This window comes from Qipengyuania benthica (assembly GCF_030717865.1).
In the GTDB taxonomy this organism is placed as follows: Bacteria; Pseudomonadota; Alphaproteobacteria; order Sphingomonadales; family Sphingomonadaceae; genus Qipengyuania; species Qipengyuania benthica.
In genome coordinates, this window is record NZ_JAVAIL010000001.1 from 537,318 (window position 1) to 554,493 (window position 17,176).

The window sequence follows — 17,176 nt, forward strand, 5'->3', positions numbered from 1 at the left end:
CTTCTTCTTGTTTGTTCCCGCTGATGCTTGAAATTTTCGTTTCGGAAGGGAACCTTGACTGGCGGCGAAGCATTCGGAAGGAAGCTTCTACTTAGCCAAGGGGAACCATCGAGCGCCAATGACAGTCACCATCCTACTGATCAGGCATGCGGCGCATGCACACCTCGGGCATATTCTATCCGGCCGGACCGCAGGCGGCTCTCTGACAGCCGACGGGGTGCTGCAGGCTCGGCACATCGCACGGCACCTGGCGGATCAACCCATCGCCGAGGTGCATTCGAGCCCGGTGCTGCGGGCGCAGGAAACCGCCGGAGAGATCGCCGCCGCGCAGGGGCTGGATCTCTCGTCCGAGCCCGCGCTCGACGAAGTGGATTTCGGCGAGTGGACCGGCAAGCGTTTCGACGAACTGGCCCGCGATCCGGCGTGGCAAAGCTGGAATGACAACCGCGCGCAGGCGCGCGCACCGGAAGGAGAAACAATGTTGGAAGTGCAGCAGCGGATCGAACGCCATTTCAAGGAGACGGCGGAGCGCCTGGCGGGCGGGATCGTCGCCATGGTGAGCCATTGCGACACAATTCGTGCCGCCATCGCCGGAATTTTGGGTCTATCGCTCGATCACCTGCTGCGCTTCGATATCGCCCCGGCTTCCGTCAGCCGGATCGAGGTTGGTGATTGGGGCGCGCGGGTCCTGTCGCTGAACGAGCGTGCGGCATGAGCCGCTCCGGTGCCCGGGCCCGCCTCGTCGCCGGCGACCCGACCGATAGCTTGCGCGAGCGCGTGGATGCGCTGGGGCCATGGTTTCAGAACATCGATCTGGGTCGCGGCGTGCGCACCGCCCCCGATCATTTCCTCGGCGATTACCCCGCGTTCAAGTTCCGGCGCTTCGCCGATGCCATCCCCGCCGATCTGGAAGGCCGATCGGTGCTCGACATCGGCTGCAACGCCGGCTTTTACTCGATCGAGATGAAGAAGCGCGGGGCGGGGCGGGTGCTCGGCATCGACAGCGACGAGCGCTATCTCGAACAGGCGCGGCTCGCCTCCCAGACGCTCGGCTTTCCCGATATCGAATATCGCAATTTGTCGGTCTACGACGTCGGTGCGTTGGGCGAGAAATTCGATCTCGTGATCTTCATGGGCGTGCTCTACCATCTGCGGCATCCGCTGCTCGCGCTCGACCTCGTTCGCGAACATGTCGCCGGCGACATGATGCTGTTCCAGACGATGCAGCAGGGCACCGAGGCCGTGCTCCAGGTTCCCGAGGATCATCCCTTTCACAAGCCGGGGACGACCCAGCCACCCGACTATTTCGACAATCCGGCCTATCCCAGGATGCATTTCATCGAGCGCGAGTTCGCGCATGACTGGACCAATTGGTGGGCGCCCAATGCCGCCTGCAGCCAAGCGATGCTGCGCGCCGCGGGTTTCACCATCGAAGAGCAGCCCGAACCGGAGGTCTACCTCTGCCGCGTGAGCGAGGTTCCCTATGCGCAGCATGGGCCGGCCGCGGTCTATCCGGCGGGCGGAAACCAGGAAAAAGGAGGCACGCCATGATCGAAGCGGCGATGATCTGGAACGAGCCGAACAACAAGAGTCACTGGAACCCCGAGCTCGATCCCGACTGGTCGATCTATGCCGATACGGTGATCCGTACCGGCGGCGCCATCGCGGATATCAACCCCGGTCTCACCCGGGTGCTCGGCGGCATGTCGCCGATCGATCCGCACTGGATCGAGCGCATGCGCGGACACGGGGCTCTCGAAGAGGTCGATGTCGTTGCGGTGCACGGCTTTCCGCTCGACTGGAACCTGTGGCCGATCCATTCCTGGCCCGACAGGATCGCCGAGATCGAGGCGGTCGTCCCCGACAAGCCGATCTGGGCGACCGAAGTGGGCGTGGGCAGTTTCGGCGCGGAAGAAGTGCAGGTCTTCGGCATCGACAAGACCGCCGAGCTGCTGCTCGACCGTGTGCCTAACGTCTACTGGTACTCGCTGTTCGACCTGCCGCACAGCTGGGGCGCGGAAACCCGCCATCGCGAGGCCGAGGGATCGAGCTATTACCGCCATTTCTACATGGGGCTGATCCGCGAGGACGGCTCTCCCAAGCCGGCGCTGGACCACTATCGCAGATATGCCGACCGGATGGGACTGATGCAGTGGTTCCATTTCGAGGATCCGCGGCTCGACGATGCGGTGCGCTGGATGAAGGACCTAGGCGTCAAGAAGCTGCGTACCGGCCTGTCGTGGGCCGACAGCTTTCGCCCCGGTGCGCTCGACTGGTTCGACCGGCAGATGGAGGCGCTCGCCGATTTCGAGGTGCTGGTGACCTTCTGCTTCACCCCCGAGCACCTGGGGGTCGAGGCGCACCACACCTCCTGCGCCAAGGACCCGCAGGCCTTCGCCGATTTCTGCGCCTGGATGACCGAGCGGTACGCGCCGGCGCAGAACAAGAACCAGGCCCGCCTTTGACCCCCGCGCGAGGAGTTTCGAACATGCTTTCCCCTACCCCCTCCGGCATCAATCTGGCGCTTGTCGGCGTCGGCAATTGCGCCAGTTCGCTCGTCCAGGGCATCGCGCATTATCGCACCGGCGCCAATGACCTGACCGGCCTGATGCACGCCGAAGTGGGCGGGTATCGTCCCGAGGACATCCGCGTCGTGGCTGCATGGGACGTGGATCGCCGCAAGGTCGGGCACGATGTCGCTGAAGCCATCTTCGCCCCGCCCAATTGCACGCAGACGTTCTGCGACAAGGTCGAGCCGACCGGGACGAGAGTCCGCATGGGCCGCGTCCTCGACGGAGTGGCCGAGCATATGGCTGCCTATCCCGATGCGCGCACCTTCCAGACCGCCGACGAAGCCGAGCCCGACAAGGACGCGGTGATCGAGGTGCTGCGCGCGACCCGAGCCGACGTGCTGGTGAACTATCTTCCCGTGGGATCGCAGCAGGCCACCGAATTCTACGCAGAATGCGCACTCGAGGCCGGCGTGTCCTTCGTCAACAACATCCCGGTGTTCATCGCCAGCGACGAAACCTGGGCCAGTCGGTTCCGCGAGGCGGGGGTCCCGATCATCGGCGACGATATCAAGTCGCAACTGGGCGCCACCATCGTCCACCGGGTGTTGACCGATCTGTTCAAGAAACGTGGGGTCAAGCTGGAGCGAACCTACCAGCTCAACACCGGCGGCAACACCGACTTCCTCAACATGCTCGAGCGCAATCGCCTGGCTTCCAAGAAGCTTTCGAAGACCGAGGCGGTGCAATCGGTCGCGGCCGCGAGGCTGGGCGACGAGAACATCCACGTCGGCCCGTCAGATTATGTCCCTTGGCAGAACGACAACAAGGTCGCCTTCATCCGCATGGAAGGCCAGCTGTTCGGCGGCGTGCCGATGAACCTCGAGATGCGACTGTCGGTCGAGGACAGCCCCAATTCCGCGGGCGTGGCGATCGATATGATCCGCTGCGCCAAGCTTGCGAGCGACCGGGGGCTGGCCGGGCCGGTCGATCCTGCGGCCTCCTATTTCTGTAAGCATCCGCCGCACCAGATGACCGACGATGAAGCCTGGTCCGCGCTCGAAACCTTCATCGCGCAGGATTGAAGAACCATGGTTGGAATCAAAGCGGCCGCGGTGACCGGCCCGGGCAGCGTCGCCCTGAAGGAAGTGGAAAGGCCGCGTCCCGGCGAAGGAGAGGTCCGTATCCGGCTCGAGGGCTGCGGGGTGTGCGCTTCCAATCTGGGGCCGTGGGCCGGCCCAGAATGGATGGAGTTTCCGCTGCCCCCCGGCGATCTGGGCCATGAAGGCTGGGGTGTGGTCGATGCGATCGGTCCTGGAGTGGCCAATGTGGGGATGGGCGACCGGGTCGCGGCCTTGACTTATCGCGCCTATGCCGAAGCCGATATCGCCCAGGCCGATGCGGTGCTCCGGCTGCCCCCGGAACTGGACGGCAAGCCGTTTCCCGGCGAACCGCTCGGCTGCGCATTCAACATCTTCCGTCGCAGCGACATCCGGCCGGGGCAGACCGTCGCGATCATCGGGATAGGTTTTCTGGGCGCGGTGTTGACCAAGCTCGCCAGCGATGCCGGAGCGCGGGTGATCGCCATCTCGCGGCGATCGGAATCGCTCGAGCTCGCCCGCTCGTACGGTGCCGCCGAAACCATCCCGATGGACGATCACCAGGCGATCGTCGACAGGGTCGGGCAGCTTACCGGCGGCGCGCTGTGCGAGCGAGTGATCGAATGCGTCGGCAAGCAATGGCCGCTCGATCTGGCGGGCGAGCTTATCGGCTTCGGGGGAAAGCTCGTCGTCGCCGGCTATCATCAGGACGGGCCCCGCCAGGTCAGCATGCAGAGCTGGAACTGGAAGGGCATCGACGTCGTGAATGCTCACGAGCGCGATCTCGCCGTGCAGATGCAGGGCATGCGCGAGGCGGCCGAGGCGGTCGCCAGCGGGCGGCTCGATCCCGCGCCGCTCTACACCCATGCCTACCCGCTCGACCGGCTGGCCGAAGCGCTCGATGCGACCCGCGACAAGCCCGAGGGTTTCGTCAAGGCGCTGGTGCTCTTCGAATGAGCCTTCCGCGTGTAGGGTTTCTCGGCACCGGCTGGATCGGCCGCCACCGGATGGAGGCGATCGTCGCCGAAGGAGTGGTGTCTGCGGCGGCGCTGTGCGATCCGTCGCCCGACTGTGTCGAAACCGCCCTGGAAGTCGCCCCTTCGGCGCAGGTCACGGGTTCGCTCGACGAGATGCTCGATTGCGAGCTCGATGGCCTCGTCATCGCCACGCCGAGCGCGTTGCACGCGTCGCAGGCGATCGCGGCTCTCGAGCGGGGGATCGCAGTGTTCTGCCAGAAGCCGCTGGGGCGCAACGAGGCCGAAGCGCGCGCGGTGATCGAGGCGGCGCAGAAGGCGGACCGCCTGCTCGGAGTGGACCTCTCCTATCGCCATACGGCAGCAACCCGGGCGATCGCCGAACTGATAGGCAAGGGCGGGCTCGGCGAAGTGTTCGCGGCGGACCTTACCTTCCACAATGCCTACGGCCCCGACAAACCGTGGTTCTACCGGCGCGAGGAGGCGGGTGGCGGCTGCGTGATGGATCTCGGGGTCCATCTGGTCGACCTGGCGCTCTGGTTGCTCGATTTCCCCGCGGTCGAAGGAGTTTCTTCGCGGCTCTATTCGCAGGGCGATCGGCTCGACGCCGGGACGACGAAGGTGGAGGACTATGCCATCGCGCAGCTCGACCTCGCAGGCGGCGCGATCGTGCGCCTCGCCTGCTCATGGAACCTGAATGCCGGCAGGGAAGCGGCAATCGAGGCGAGCTTCTACGGCTCGCAAGCCGCCGCGGGTTTTCGAAATGTGGGCGGCAGCTTCTACGACTTCGAGGCCTTCGTGAACCGCGGCACCGAGCAAGAACCTCTGTCCGCGCCCCCCGACGAATGGGGGGGACGGGCCGCCTGCGGTTGGGCTCGCCGGCTGGCGAAGGATCGTGGTTTCGATCCAGAGGCCCACCGGCTGGCGGAGGTTTCTGCCGTGCTCGACAAAATCTACAGCTGCGCCTGATCCGAGCGCCTGAGCCAGCGTTGATTGCTGTGCGGCCGGTTCAGGCGGCGGCGGCCTGTTCGGGCGCGAGACCTTCGAGGATCAGCCGGTTTACGGCGATCAGCTCGTCGATCGGCTCGCGGCCGGTGATCACTTCGCTGGTGAAGCGGTCCACCCACAGTGCGAGCGAAATGATGCCGGCGCGCAGTTCGTCCGGCAGCGCGTTGCCCGCGGTTCCGCAAGCGGTGCTGAAGGCACCCCACATCTCGCGATTGCGGTGAAGCGCGGATACGAGTTCGCTCCCCTTGAGGCCCGCGTCGCGCGCCGCGATCATGTCGCCGGTGATCTGGCTCACCAGCCGGAACTCGGTGTTGCGAGGGGATTCGGCGATCGTTTGCACGCGCTGATAATTGGCAAGTGACATGCAATGGCTCCTGTCGTTTCCCCTATTCTAGACAATAAAGAGGCGCTGCGGCGCATGTGGTCTTTGCACCCGAGCCATAGGCACGAAGTGATGCGGTAAAAGAGCGAGGCCCGCTCCGGATGCCCGCATTCCATCCTATAATCTTCATGTCCCGATCAAGGGCTGGAAAGATTATGATCAACGGCATCGGCTTCCTCATTATCGTGGTCTGCGTGTTCGGCAGCTTCATGCTCGCCGGCGGCAAGATGGAGATCGTGCTCCATGCGCTGCCCCACGAGTTCATGGCGATCGGCGGGGCCGCCGCCGGTGCCTTCATCGTCGGCAATTCGATGGCCACGGTGAAGAACGCCGGCAGGGGTATCAAGCGCGCCTTCAAGGGCTCGCGCTGGAGCGATGGCGACTATCGCGATCTGCTGACCCTGCTGTTCGGTCTCCTCACGACCTTCAGGAACGGCGGTGCCACCGCCATCGAACCTCATCTCGACCAGCCGGAAGAAAGCACCATCTTCTCGCGCTATCCCCGCCTGCTCGCCGATCACCACCTGGTCGAGTTCATCTCCGACTACCTGCGGATGATGACCGTCAATTTCGAGGACCCGCACCAGCTCGAAGCGGCCATGGAGGCGGATATCGAGAAGCACCATCACGAGGAGTTGGCTGCCCAGCACGCTCTCCAGATCATGGCCGACGGTCTGCCGGCGCTCGGCATTGTGGCGGCCGTTCTGGGCGTGATCAAGACCATGGCATCGATCGACCAGCCCACCGAAATCCTCGGTGCGATGATCGGGGGTGCGCTCGTCGGTACGTTCCTGGGCGTGCTGCTGTCCTACTGCGTCGTCGGACCGCTGGCGACCAAGCTGCTCGCCATCATCGAGGACGACAGCAAGCCGTTCGACATCGCGAAGACCGCGATCGTCGCCTACGCCCAGAACATGCCCGTGCAGGTGGCGATCGAGATCGCGCGCCGGATGACTCCCACGGTCCACGCCCCTTCCTTCCAACAGCTCGAAGCTGCTCTCGACGAGGCCAAAGATGATCTCACCGTCCGCATCTGAACCCACCGAAGACCGCTCGCTGCGCCTTCCCGTCCACGGCAACACCATCGCCGCGGAAGATCTGAAGGTGCGGCTGGTACTCGCCGCCGACCTCGACGAGCAGATGAAAGCGCGGACTCGCTTCGTGCCGGATCGGGCGAGATCGCTCAGGCGTCCGAAGATCTGGCGCGCCGTACCGAGAGCAATGCGGCCAGCCTGGAAGAAACATCCGCCGCCCTGACGCAGATCGACGGTCGGATCAAGGCGACCGCCGAAGCGGCCAAACGCACCGTGACGCGCGCCGATCAGGCGATCTCGACGGTCAGCAGCGGTCGGAGCACCGCCGATGGTGCAGTCGCGGCCATGAGCCGGGTCCGCGAAAGCGCCAAGGGCATCGACGAGGTGATCGAAGGCGTCGACAAGATTGCGTTCCAGACCCGCGTGCTGGCCATGAATGCCGCCGTCGAGGCCGGACGTGCGGGCGATGCCGGGCGCGGATTTGCGGTGGTTGCCGATCTCGTTTCGGCACTTGCGATGCGTGCCGAAGAAGAAGCGCAGAAGGCGCGCGACCAGCTCACCGTCACCCAGGACGATATCGTTACCGCCGTCGAAGCTGTGCAGAAGGTCGATGGGGCGCTTGTCGATATTTCGGAAGGCGTGGGCGAGGTGCACGAATTGCTCGGCACGATGGCTTCCGACAATCAGGCGCAGGCCTCGGCGATCACCCAGATCAGCGCGGCGATCGGCCAGATGGACCAGTCGACCCAGCAGAACGCGGCGATGGTGGAGGAGACTTCCGCCGCCGCGCGCAATCTCAACACCGAGGTCGAGTCTCTGGCCGACAAAGCCGGGCACTTCCATCTGGAAAACAGAGCGGCGAAGCGTCCCGCAAGAATCGTCGAGCAGCCCGCTAAGCGATCGGATGACTATGTCTCGCCCGTAAAGGCGCTGCCGGTTGCCGCGATGGCGAAGGCGAATGGCAATGCCGCGCTGAAACTGGACGCGTCGGACTGGAAGGACTTCTAGCCGCTGCCGGGGCTAGTTGCGCGTCCCGCTAGCGCGCGTCGCGCGGGATCGCGAGATAGGCGATCAGGGCGAAGGCGAGTCCCCCCGCAGCGAGACCCAAGGCCAGATCGTAGGACAGCGTCGCATCGTAGACCATTCCAAAGCCGACCACGCCCAGTGCGGTGCCGAGGAGCGAAATCGTGAGCAGCATCCCGAACATCAGTCCGAATTCCTCGCGGTCGAAATGGCGACCGACGAAATAGGCGATCGCATCGAGTTCCAGTCCCTGCATGAGGCCGACGCAGACGATCGCAAGTATCACCATCCACGCTGGCGCGCCGGAGTGGAACATCAAGCAGCCCCCCGCCGCTGCCATGGTGACGAGAGCCGCCACGTAGCGGGCGTCGGTGCGATCGAACAGCCATCCGATCGCGATGCGCGCGATCAACACGACAGCGGAGTACATCGCGATCAACGGCGCGGTTCGTTCTATTCCATTGTGACGGAGGAGCGGTTCTAGCTGGGTCAGAATTCCCGAGGTGGGGATATTGGTTGCGAAAACCGCCAGGGCGAGCGCGACGAAGCTGCGACTGCGCAGAGAAGCCCAGACCTTTGCGCTGTTCGCAGGGGCAGGGCGTTCGGCGACGGCGAGCGGCAGGAGCGCGTCGCGGTCGCGGGACAGTTCGTCTTCGCAACCCTCGACCGCGGCCGGCCTGTCTCTGAGCCCGAGCAGGACGATGGGTGCTCCCACGAAGGCAGCAAGCGCCGCAAGGGTGAGCAGCCCGCCTTCGGGGCCATATTGCCAGATCATGTGCGCGATCAGCGGCGTGAACAGGAGCGCACCGATCGATGCGCCTGCCGCCATGATGCCCAGCGCCTGCCCGCGCGCGCGCTCGAACCATCCGGTCACCGCGCGCGAAAAAGTCATGCCCGTGGCGCCGGGGGCGACAATCCCGAACACTGCGGAGAGCAGTACGAAATGGAAATACGGGCCCGGCATTTGCGACATTGCCGCGAACACCGCAGCCATCAGCAGGAAGCTTGTCGCGGCGATCAGCCGGGCGCCGAAGCGGTCCGTCATCCGGCCGATCAGCGGGGCGGTGAGCGAGCCGAGCAGGCCGAGCGCGGCACCCATGGCGATATCGCCGCGGCTCCAGCCATATTGTTCGGAGAGCGGAATGACGAAGAGGCTGGAGGTGTAGAAATAGAGCCCGGCCCCGGTGGCCATCCCGACATGCGCGCTCGCCACCACCGAGCCGCCGCGCTTCCATTCCTCGAGAGCGGTGGGTCTGACAGCGGAGACGTACAGTGGCTGCCGGTTCACGGCCCGGCAGGCTCGATCGTCAAAGGCAAGCCTGTCGCTCCCGCTCCGCCAGTCGACCGCCGAACCGGGACCCGACCGCACTGCTGCGTCTCGTCTGGAAGCTAAACCGGTAGGCCTCGTTGAGCAAGCAGAAGCGTGAGGCCGATTTCCGGTCGCAATGGCACTGGCAGCATCACCCTTGGCAGCATGAACGGACAAGGCCCGCCGTCCCAGGGGACGACGGGCCTCGCCGCGTTCGCTTGTTGTCTCGAAATTAGCGAAGCAGCGAAAGAACGTTCTGCTGGCTCTGGTTGGCCTGTGCGAGCATCGCGCTCGAAGCCTGGCTGAGGATCTGCGACTTGGCGAGCGCGGTCGTTTCGGCCGAGTAATCGGTGTCTTCGATCCGCGAACGCGCGTCGGAGAGGTTGGTGATGTTGTTGCTGAGGTTATTCACCGCAGATTCCAGACGGCTTTGTCCAGCGCCGAGCGTTGCACGAGCGGTCGAAATGCTTTCAAGTTCGAGATCGACGGCACCGATTGTGGCGCCATCAGCCGCAGATATATTATAGACGTCTGTAACCGGAGTGGCGTTGTCTGGGTCATACGTATCCGCCGCGAGAGTGGTTAGGTCAGCCATTCCGAGATCAATAGTATCTACTGCGTTGGCACCCGCTTGAATCGAGACCTCTGCAACTGAGCTGTCAAATAGTTTCACGCCGTTAAACTCGGAATTGTCGATGATCTGTTTGATCTGGCCCGTCAATTCGTTGACCTCGGTCTGCATATTTGCACGGTCTTCGGTGCCATAGGTACCCGAGGCGCCCTGAACTGCAAGTTCGCGGACGCGCTGCAGCATGTTGGTGACTTCGTTGAGCGCGCCTTCGGCGGTCTGCGCCAGCGAGATGCCGTCGTTGGCGTTGCGAATGCCCTGATTCATGCCGCGAACCTGCGAGGTCATCGAGGTGGCGATGGCGAGGCCGGCCGCGTCGTCCTTGGCGGAGTTGATGCGCTTGCCGGTCGACAGGCGTTCCATGGCGGTAGCAAGCGACTTGCCGGCAGCGTTCGAAGCGTTGGAGGCCTTCAGTGCCCCGATGTTGGTATTGATGACGTTCATGACAGATATCCCTCTTGGTCTACGATCACTGCCCCTGGTCAGGATGCGGCAGCCGATACCCAGACCGACCGGATCGAGCAGGAATTAAGAGAAAAAGCGTTTCGGCCGCAGGGATCCGTTAACCATATCCGTAATTCTACGGGGTCTAAATTTATCCATTTGTTCGACGTCCCGGGTGCATTTCACCTCCCGTCGGTAAGACATGCCACCAGGGGGCGGTGATGGACGGGATTACGAAGACCACGAATTTTACGAGGCGGCACTCGACGATCGAGTCACGGCTGGCGGGAATTGCGTCGTCACTCTTCATGGATCGACCGGTGACCCTGGCCGATGCCGACGAACCCGCAGCGAACCGCGATGCCCGGACCATTACGCTCGCCCGCGGCGAGATGGCCGAATTGGCGTTCGCCGGGACTGGCGGCGCGCTTACCTATCAGGATCCGATCGCCGAAAGCAGCATCGCGGCGCTGGTCGCGATGATCTACGCCGGACATGGTCCGGTCGCGGCCGATCCCGCTTCGCTGTCGGTGATCGCGCTGGCCGACCGTCTCGCGCGGACCGACATCCCGGTGCTGATCAACGGTCCCACCGGCACCGGAAAGGAAGTCCTCTCCAATTTCATTCATCGCCGCAGCGACCGCCGCGACAAGCCGTTCATCGCGCTCAACTGTGCCGCGATCCCCGAGACGATGCTCGAAGCCATGCTGTTCGGGCACGAGAAGGGTTCCTTCACCGGTGCCAGCGCGGCAGCCGAGGGCTTCTTCCGCGCTGCCGATGGCGGCACGCTGCTGCTCGACGAGATTGCCGAAATGCCGCTCTCGCTCCAGGCGAAACTGCTGCGCACGCTTCAGGAGGGCGAGGTCGTCCCGATCGGCGCGACCCGGCCGATCAAGGTCGATGTCCGGATCATCGCCTGCGCCAACCGCGACCTGCCGCTCGAGGTGGCCGAGGGCCGCTTCCGCGCCGACCTTTACTATCGCCTCAATGTCTTTCCGATCGCGATGCTGCCGCTGCGCGAGCGCCAGGCCGATATCGCGCCGCTCGCCTTCACCATGCTCATGCGCCATTCGGCCAAGGGCGACCGGGTGCCGTGGATCGACGAGGCGGCGCTTGCCACGCTGCGCAGCTATCCATGGCCCGGCAATGTCCGCGAGCTCGAGAACGTGATGCGGCGCGCGCTGCTGCTGTCGCAGGGCGAAGCCGTGATCGGGCCGCAGCACATCATCTTCGACATGACCGCACGCGCCGTCGCGCCGACCGCACCGGTGGAGACCGAGACGGTCGCCGAGGAAGCGCCTGCCAAATTGTCCAAGATCGTCAAGCTCTCCGAGGCACGCGCCATCATGGAGACGCTGGATTCGGTCGGCGGGCACCGCGCCAATGCGGCCCGCGCGCTCGGCATCAGCGAGCGAACCTTGCGTTACCGTCTGGCTTCCTTCCGTGAAGCCGGCATTGCAGTGGGAGGCACACGATGAACCCCGTAGGCGGCATCGGCGGAGGCGGATCGATCGACCAGATCATCGCGCTGCGCCAGCAGATCATCGATCGTTCGAAAGTCCTGCAGGAACTGCACGAGGCCAAGCCGGCGTCACCGGTAGAAGGCGCGGCATCGCAGCCGGCGGACTTCGGCAATTCGCTGCGCGACGCGCTCGACAATGTGAACGCGACCCAGGCCCGCGCCAGCGGAATCACCGAGGCTTACGAGCGCGGTGAAGTGACCGATATCGCCAAGGTAATGCTGGCCCGGCAGGAAGCCGGCGTCGCCTTCGAGGCAACCCTCCAGGTGCGCAACAAGCTGTTGTCCGCGTACCAGGAAACCATGCGGATGGGCATCTAAGCCATGACCGGACTCGTTCCCACCGCGCCTACAGGCGGCGGCGCGCTTTCGACGCTGACAAGCGGCACGGGCACCTTCACCGAACGCGCCCGTGCCTTCGCGGCGCAACCCTCGGTGCGCAAGATGCTGCCGTGGTTCGCGGGTACGGCAGGCCTCGGCCTGCTGGCGCTGACCTGGGCGACGCTCTCGCCCGCGCCGCAGCGCGTCCTCTATTCCTCGCTCGACGATGCCGGGCGGGCGGGCGTGGTCGCTTCGCTAGATCAGGCGGGCATTGCCTACCAGATCGACAACGGCTCGGGTACGCTCACCGTCAACGAAGACGATGTCTACCGCGCCCGGATGCTGGTCGCTGCCGACGGTTCGCTGGCAGCGCCCGCCAGCGGGACCGACCTGATCGACAATCTGCCGATGGGTGCCAGCCGCACCCTCGAAGGCGATCGCCTGCGCGCCGCGCAGGAACGCGAACTCGTTCTTACCATCATGGAGATCGACGGGGTCGAGGCGGTCCGCGTCCATATAGCCAAGGCCGAGAGATCGGTCTTCGTGCGCGATGATGTCTCGCCCTCCGCTTCGATCATGGTGCGCATGGCGCGCGGGCGCCAGCTCGCCGACAGCCAGGTCAGCGCGATCACCAATCTCGTCGCCGGTTCGGTTTCGGGTCTGGCGATCGATGCGGTCAAGGTCGTCGATCAGCACGGCAAATTGCTGACCCAGGCGCGCGATCCCAACAGCGGACGGCTCGATCTGCAAGCCCAGATGGAAGCCAAGCTCAACGCGCAGGTCGACCAGTTGTTGGCGCCGATGTTCGGCAGCGGCGCGTTTTCGTCGCAGGTGCAGGTCGAACTCAATATGGACGAGGTCACCTCGGCACGCGAGAGCTACGACAAGGATGGTTCGGTTCGGCGCGAGACGACGCAGGAATCGCAGAATGTCGCAACCCCGGCCATCGGCATACCCGGCGTGCTCGCAAATACTCCGCCCGCCGACGCGGCAGCGCGCGATGGCGCGCCGCAAGATACTCAGCAAGCCGCAGCCGCAAACGGCATCGGCGAGCGAAGCGCCACCCGGGTATTCGAGATGGGCCGCGAGGTGTCGGTTTCGAACCTCAGCCCCGGCTCGATCAAATATCTCTCGGTGGCTGTCGCCATCGACCAGGCCGCGCTGGCCAAGGCGAGCGCCGCCGATATCACCAAGGTGAAGGAGCTGGTCTCGGCTGCGGTCGGAGCGAGAACCGATCGCGGCGATCAGGTCACTGTGGTGATGCGGCCGTTCGAGAAGGTCGAAGCCGAGGGGATCCCCTTCTATGAAACCAGCTGGTTCGGCATGGCAGTGCGCAACGGCGTGGCCATTCTTGCTGTCCTGCTGGTCCTGCTGCTCGCCGTGCGACCGGCGATCAAGGCCTTGCGCGGCCCTGCAAGCAAGGACGACCCAACCGTAGGCGGCGAAGATGTACCCGCACTGCCCGGATCGTCGCAAGCGCTGGTCGCCTACGACCGCGAGGCGCTCGATAGCCAGATCGAACTCGCGCAGCGGATCGCACGTGAAAATCCCGACGATGCGGTGCTTGCGCTGCGGCGGCTGCTCGCCGAAGACGCCAGGTTGGCAGGAGAAGCGGCATGAGCACGCCCCTGCCGCTCGGCGGCACCGACAAGGCGGCGATCATGGTGATGCTGCTCGCCGAAGAGGATGCCTCGAAAATCCTTTCGCAGCTGACCCCGGACGAGTTGCGCCAGCTAGCCGGCACCATGTGCGGGATCGGCGAGGTGCAGCCACAGTCGATCATCGATGCGATTTCGGGCTTTTCACGCTCGACGCAGGACAGCGGAATCGGCGATCATGGCCGCGTGGCCAGCGTCCGGCGCCTGCTCTCGAGCGCGGTGGGTGAGGTGAAAACCGAAAACCTCATGCGCCAGATCGCGCCCGAGGCGGAAGAGGAGGGGCAACCGGCGCTGGGCCTGCTGCGCTGGCTCGATCCTCAGATCATCGGCGAGATTCTTGCGGACGAACATCCGCAGGCGATCGCGGTGCTGCTGCTCCAGCTCGACACCGAAGTGGCGGCGGCCGCGCTCGCGGCGCTGCCCGAGCATCTGCACACCCCGGTCCTTCACCGCGTGGCGCGGCTCGGGCCCGTTTCCCGCCAGGCGATCACCATTCTCGAGCAGACGCTCAATGCCAAGATCGAGAAGCTGCATGGCACGATCCCGCTCTCGATGGGCGGGATCAAACAGGCGGCGGAAATCATCAATCGCTCTCATCGCAGCGTCGAGAAGCGGGTAATCCCGTCGATCGGCAAGGTGGACAAGAAGCTCGCCAAGGAGCTCGAGAACGAGATGTTCAAGTTCGAGCATCTGTTCGCTCTCGATGTGAAGATGACCGGTGTCCTGCTGCGCGAGATCGAAAACGACACGCTGATCCTGGCTTTGAAGGGCATCGAGCCGGAACAGCGCGAACAGTTCTTCGGCGCCATGTCCTCGCGCGCGGCGGATGGGCTGCGCGACGATATCGAAGGTCGCGGCCGGGTTAAGAAGACCGAAGTCGAACAGGCGCAGAAGGATGTGGTCGCGATCGCCAAGCGCTTGATGGCGGACGGCGAGATCATCATGGGCGATGGCGACGAGGATTATGTCTAGGGTCGCCTATTCCGCTTTGGGTAGACCGGGGGGGTTCACCCCCAGTGCCCGCTACGCGCCGGTCGTCGTCGAGGAGGCGCCGCCCGTCGCGGTCGATGCTGCGGCGGAGGCGTATCGCAGCGGCTTCGAGGATGGCCAGGACTCGGCCAGGGCCGATGCCGAGGCGCAGCTCGCCCGCGAACGCGCCGAGCGCAACGCGATCGAGCTGGCCTTCGCCCGCTTCGATGTGGAAAGCGCGCAGAGCTTGCGCGAATTATTGCGCGCCACCGTCCATGCCCTGTGCGACGATGCGGTGCTACCGCTGGCGCTCGATAGCAAGGCGCTTGCGGCTCGGATCGAACTGGCGGCGGCCATGCTCCAGCGCAAGCACGACCAGAGGATCATCCATATCCATCCCGACGATCTCGCACTGGTGCGCGACAGCGTGGCGCCCGAGCTCGAACTCCTGCCCGATGCGTCGGTCGAACGCGGCGGTCTGCGTGTCGAGACCGAAGATGGCGGGGTGGAGGACGGCCCCCAGCAATGGCGCCGCGCCATCGCCGAAGCCCTCGATTCATGCGTGCCCTGATCGACAGCGTTCTGAGCGAAGCCGCCATGGCGCCGATCGATCTGGCCCCGCGGCGGTTCGGACGGGTGGTGGCTTGCGACGGTGGCCTGATCGAAGTCTCGGGGCTGGGTGTGCCGATCGGCAGCCTATGCCGCATCGCGCAAGGCAATGGCACCGAACACCGGGCCGAAGCGATCGGCTTCCGCAACGGCCACACCATGATGATGATGCTAGGCGATACCGTCCTGCTGCGCCCCGGCGCGATAGTCCGCCCCGAGGGACAGCCGGGCATGCTCTATGTCGGCGAGGAATTCCTTGGGCGTGCCGTGGATGGTTCGGGCAGTCCGATCGATGGGCGCGGACCGGTTGGTTCAACCACCGCCTGGCCCGCGGGCGGGCACCGCGTAGGCGCGCTCGACCGTTCCCGGGTGACCCAGCCTTTCGACACCGGAATTCGCTCGCTCAACGCGCTGACCACCTTCGGGATCGGTCAGCGGATCGGGATCATGGCGGGTTCGGGCGTCGGCAAATCGGTGCTGATGGACATGATCGTCGAGGGTGCGCAGGCGGATGCTGTGGTCGTCGGCCTGATCGGCGAGCGCGCCCGCGAGGTGTCCGACTTCGTCGGCCGCCACATGTCCGGGCCACGCGCCGCCACGACCGCGATCGTCGCGGTTCCGGCGGATCATGCCGCCAACTTGCGGATGCGCGGCGCGCTGCTGGCGACATCGCTGGCGGAGCATCTGCGCGGTCAGGGAAAACGCGTCCTGCTGATCCTCGACAGCCTGACCCGCGTCGCGCATGCGGCGCGCGAGATCGGCATCCTGCTCGGCGAACCCGGCGCGGCGCGGGGCTATCCGCCCTCCGCGCTGGCCACCATCACCAAGCTGATCGAGCGGGCGGGCAATTCCGGGGAAACGGGCGGGGCGGTGACCGGCGTCTACACGGTGCTGGCCGATGGCGACGATCAGAACGATCCCGTCGTCGACACTGCGCGCGCGATCCTCGACGGCCACATCGTGCTGTCGCGCGAGATCGCGCAGCGCGGGCAATACCCTGCGGTCGATGTCGGTGCGTCGCTGAGCCGGGTGATGAACGATATCGTCGCGCCCGACCATGCCATGGCCGCTCGCCGCTTCCGCGCGCTGAGCGCGACCTACGAAGCGAACCGCGATCTGGTGATGATGGGGGCCTATCGCAAAGGCACCGATCCGCTGCTTGACGAAGCCATCGCCCTCAATTCGAGGATGGTCGAGTTCCTGTCTCAGGAGGGCGGCAGCCATGTCGATATCTCCGCCGCCGCGCTGCAGATGAGGGAGCTCGTCAGCGGTGAGGACTGATCCTCGCAAACTCAAACGCGCTCGTTTGCTGGAACGGATTCGCACCGTCGAACGCAGCCGTTCGGCGCTGGCCGCCTCTGAAGCCGAGGAAACGCGCCGCCGCCTGTTCGGAGTGGCGGAGCGGACGCGCTCGCTGGCGCGGCACTATGCCCAGCAGGGCGATGCGGCGATCGGCACCGATCTGCGCGGCGCGAAGGCGATGCAGGGCCAGCTGCAGCAGCTTTGCGCCGTGAGCGAACAGCACGCGCAGGAGGCCGGCCAACGCTCCGATGCGAGCCTGGAAGAACTCGCCACCGCCGAACGCCGGATGCGCCGCGCGGCGGAAGACCGGCGAAGCCTCGCCCGCGCCATCATCGCCGATCTGGAGCGCTGAGTCCGAAACTGGCACGGTTCTTGAAGGGAGGGCC

At 65.1% G+C, this 17,176-nt stretch carries 18 protein-coding genes and 1 pseudogene; 16 read left to right on the forward strand and 3 right to left on the reverse strand.

Annotation, left to right across the window (positions count from 1 at the left end):
* Positions 1–118 precede the first annotated feature (118 nt).
* Genes Q9K01_RS02680 through Q9K01_RS02705 form a run of 6 tightly spaced genes read left to right on the forward strand, consistent with a single transcriptional unit; the run spans position 119 to position 5,553 of the window.
* Positions 119–715: a histidine phosphatase family protein gene (locus Q9K01_RS02680; protein WP_305928659.1), complete on the forward strand. Its 597-nt coding sequence runs from the start codon at positions 119–121 to the stop codon at positions 713–715.
* Entirely contained in the window at positions 712–1,551 is an 840-nt protein-coding gene (locus tag Q9K01_RS02685; RefSeq protein WP_305928660.1) for a TIGR04290 family methyltransferase, read from the forward strand. Before Q9K01_RS02680 ends, Q9K01_RS02685 begins: the two co-directional genes overlap by 4 nt.
* On the forward strand, positions 1,548–2,465 hold the full coding sequence (locus Q9K01_RS02690) for a glycoside hydrolase 5 family protein (protein WP_305928661.1): 918 nt from the start codon (positions 1,548–1,550) through the stop codon (positions 2,463–2,465). The genes Q9K01_RS02685 and Q9K01_RS02690 overlap by 4 nt, the downstream gene beginning before the upstream one ends.
* A 23-nt stretch (positions 2,466–2,488) precedes the next feature.
* A complete protein-coding gene (locus tag Q9K01_RS02695; protein WP_305928662.1) occupies positions 2,489–3,595 on the forward strand; it encodes an inositol-3-phosphate synthase in 1,107 nt (368 codons plus the stop codon).
* A 6-nt stretch (positions 3,596–3,601) separates the two neighbouring features.
* A complete protein-coding gene (locus Q9K01_RS02700; protein ID WP_305928663.1) occupies positions 3,602–4,567 on the forward strand; it encodes an MDR/zinc-dependent alcohol dehydrogenase-like family protein in 966 nt (321 codons plus the stop codon).
* The gene (locus Q9K01_RS02705; protein ID WP_305928664.1) at positions 4,564–5,553 is read left to right on the forward strand and encodes a Gfo/Idh/MocA family protein; all 990 of its coding nucleotides are present in this window, start codon (positions 4,564–4,566) and stop codon (positions 5,551–5,553) included. The genes Q9K01_RS02700 and Q9K01_RS02705 overlap by 4 nt, the downstream gene beginning before the upstream one ends.
* A gap of 40 nt (positions 5,554–5,593) precedes the next feature.
* Here Q9K01_RS02705 and Q9K01_RS02710 read toward each other — a convergent pair whose 3' ends face one another.
* On the reverse strand, positions 5,594–5,956 hold the full coding sequence (locus tag Q9K01_RS02710) for a flagellar biosynthesis regulator FlaF (RefSeq protein WP_305928665.1): 363 nt from the start codon (positions 5,954–5,956) through the stop codon (positions 5,594–5,596).
* 173 nt (positions 5,957–6,129) lie between these two features.
* On the opposite strand from Q9K01_RS02710, the gene motA reads away from it, so the two are divergent.
* The 3 genes and pseudogenes from motA to Q9K01_RS02725 form a co-directional block, all read left to right on the forward strand.
* A complete protein-coding gene (motA, locus tag Q9K01_RS02715) occupies positions 6,130–7,011 on the forward strand; it encodes a flagellar motor stator protein MotA (protein ID WP_305928666.1) in 882 nt (293 codons plus the stop codon).
* A complete protein-coding gene (locus tag Q9K01_RS02720) occupies positions 6,989–7,231 on the forward strand; it encodes a hypothetical protein (RefSeq protein ID WP_305928667.1) in 243 nt (80 codons plus the stop codon). Before motA ends, Q9K01_RS02720 begins: the two co-directional genes overlap by 23 nt.
* Positions 7,117–8,016 (forward strand): annotated as a pseudogene (locus Q9K01_RS02725) (methyl-accepting chemotaxis protein); the annotation flags it as partial. The gene Q9K01_RS02720 and the pseudogene Q9K01_RS02725, both read left to right, overlap by 115 nt.
* Before the next feature lie 28 nt (positions 8,017–8,044).
* Here the strand turns inward: Q9K01_RS02725 and Q9K01_RS02730 are convergent.
* Together Q9K01_RS02730 and Q9K01_RS02735 are read right to left on the reverse strand one after the other, a co-directional pair.
* A complete protein-coding gene (locus tag Q9K01_RS02730; protein ID WP_305928668.1) occupies positions 8,045–9,319 on the reverse strand; it encodes an MFS transporter in 1,275 nt (424 codons plus the stop codon).
* Positions 9,320–9,572: 253 nt separating this feature from the next.
* Positions 9,573–10,412, reverse strand: a complete 840-nt coding sequence (locus tag Q9K01_RS02735) for a flagellin N-terminal helical domain-containing protein (RefSeq protein ID WP_305928669.1) — start codon at positions 10,410–10,412, stop codon at positions 9,573–9,575.
* A 221-nt stretch (positions 10,413–10,633) separates the two neighbouring features.
* Here Q9K01_RS02735 and Q9K01_RS02740 point away from each other — a divergent pair, with 221 nt between their 5' ends.
* From Q9K01_RS02740 to Q9K01_RS02770, 7 genes are read left to right on the forward strand one after another with little or no spacing between them, the layout of a single operon-like run.
* Positions 10,634–11,890, forward strand: a complete 1,257-nt coding sequence (locus Q9K01_RS02740; protein WP_422785277.1) for a sigma-54 interaction domain-containing protein — start codon at positions 10,634–10,636, stop codon at positions 11,888–11,890.
* Positions 11,887–12,252: a flagellar hook-basal body complex protein FliE gene (fliE, locus tag Q9K01_RS02745; protein WP_305928671.1), complete on the forward strand. Its 366-nt coding sequence runs from the start codon at positions 11,887–11,889 to the stop codon at positions 12,250–12,252. The genes Q9K01_RS02740 and fliE overlap by 4 nt, the downstream gene beginning before the upstream one ends.
* A 3-nt stretch (positions 12,253–12,255) precedes the next feature.
* A complete protein-coding gene (fliF, locus tag Q9K01_RS02750; RefSeq protein ID WP_305928672.1) occupies positions 12,256–13,872 on the forward strand; it encodes a flagellar basal-body MS-ring/collar protein FliF in 1,617 nt (538 codons plus the stop codon).
* Positions 13,869–14,882 carry a flagellar motor switch protein FliG gene (gene fliG, locus Q9K01_RS02755; RefSeq protein ID WP_305928673.1) on the forward strand — a complete coding sequence of 338 codons (1,014 nt, stop codon included), beginning with the start codon at positions 13,869–13,871 and terminating at the stop codon, positions 14,880–14,882. Before fliF ends, fliG begins: the two co-directional genes overlap by 4 nt.
* Entirely contained in the window at positions 14,875–15,450 is a 576-nt protein-coding gene (locus tag Q9K01_RS02760) for a FliH/SctL family protein (protein ID WP_305928674.1), read from the forward strand. The genes fliG and Q9K01_RS02760 overlap by 8 nt, the downstream gene beginning before the upstream one ends.
* A complete protein-coding gene (locus Q9K01_RS02765) occupies positions 15,438–16,769 on the forward strand; it encodes a FliI/YscN family ATPase (protein ID WP_305928675.1) in 1,332 nt (443 codons plus the stop codon). The genes Q9K01_RS02760 and Q9K01_RS02765 overlap by 13 nt, the downstream gene beginning before the upstream one ends.
* Entirely contained in the window at positions 16,759–17,142 is a 384-nt protein-coding gene (locus Q9K01_RS02770) for a hypothetical protein (RefSeq protein ID WP_305928676.1), read from the forward strand. Before Q9K01_RS02765 ends, Q9K01_RS02770 begins: the two co-directional genes overlap by 11 nt.
* Positions 17,143–17,176: the final 34 nt, after the last annotated feature.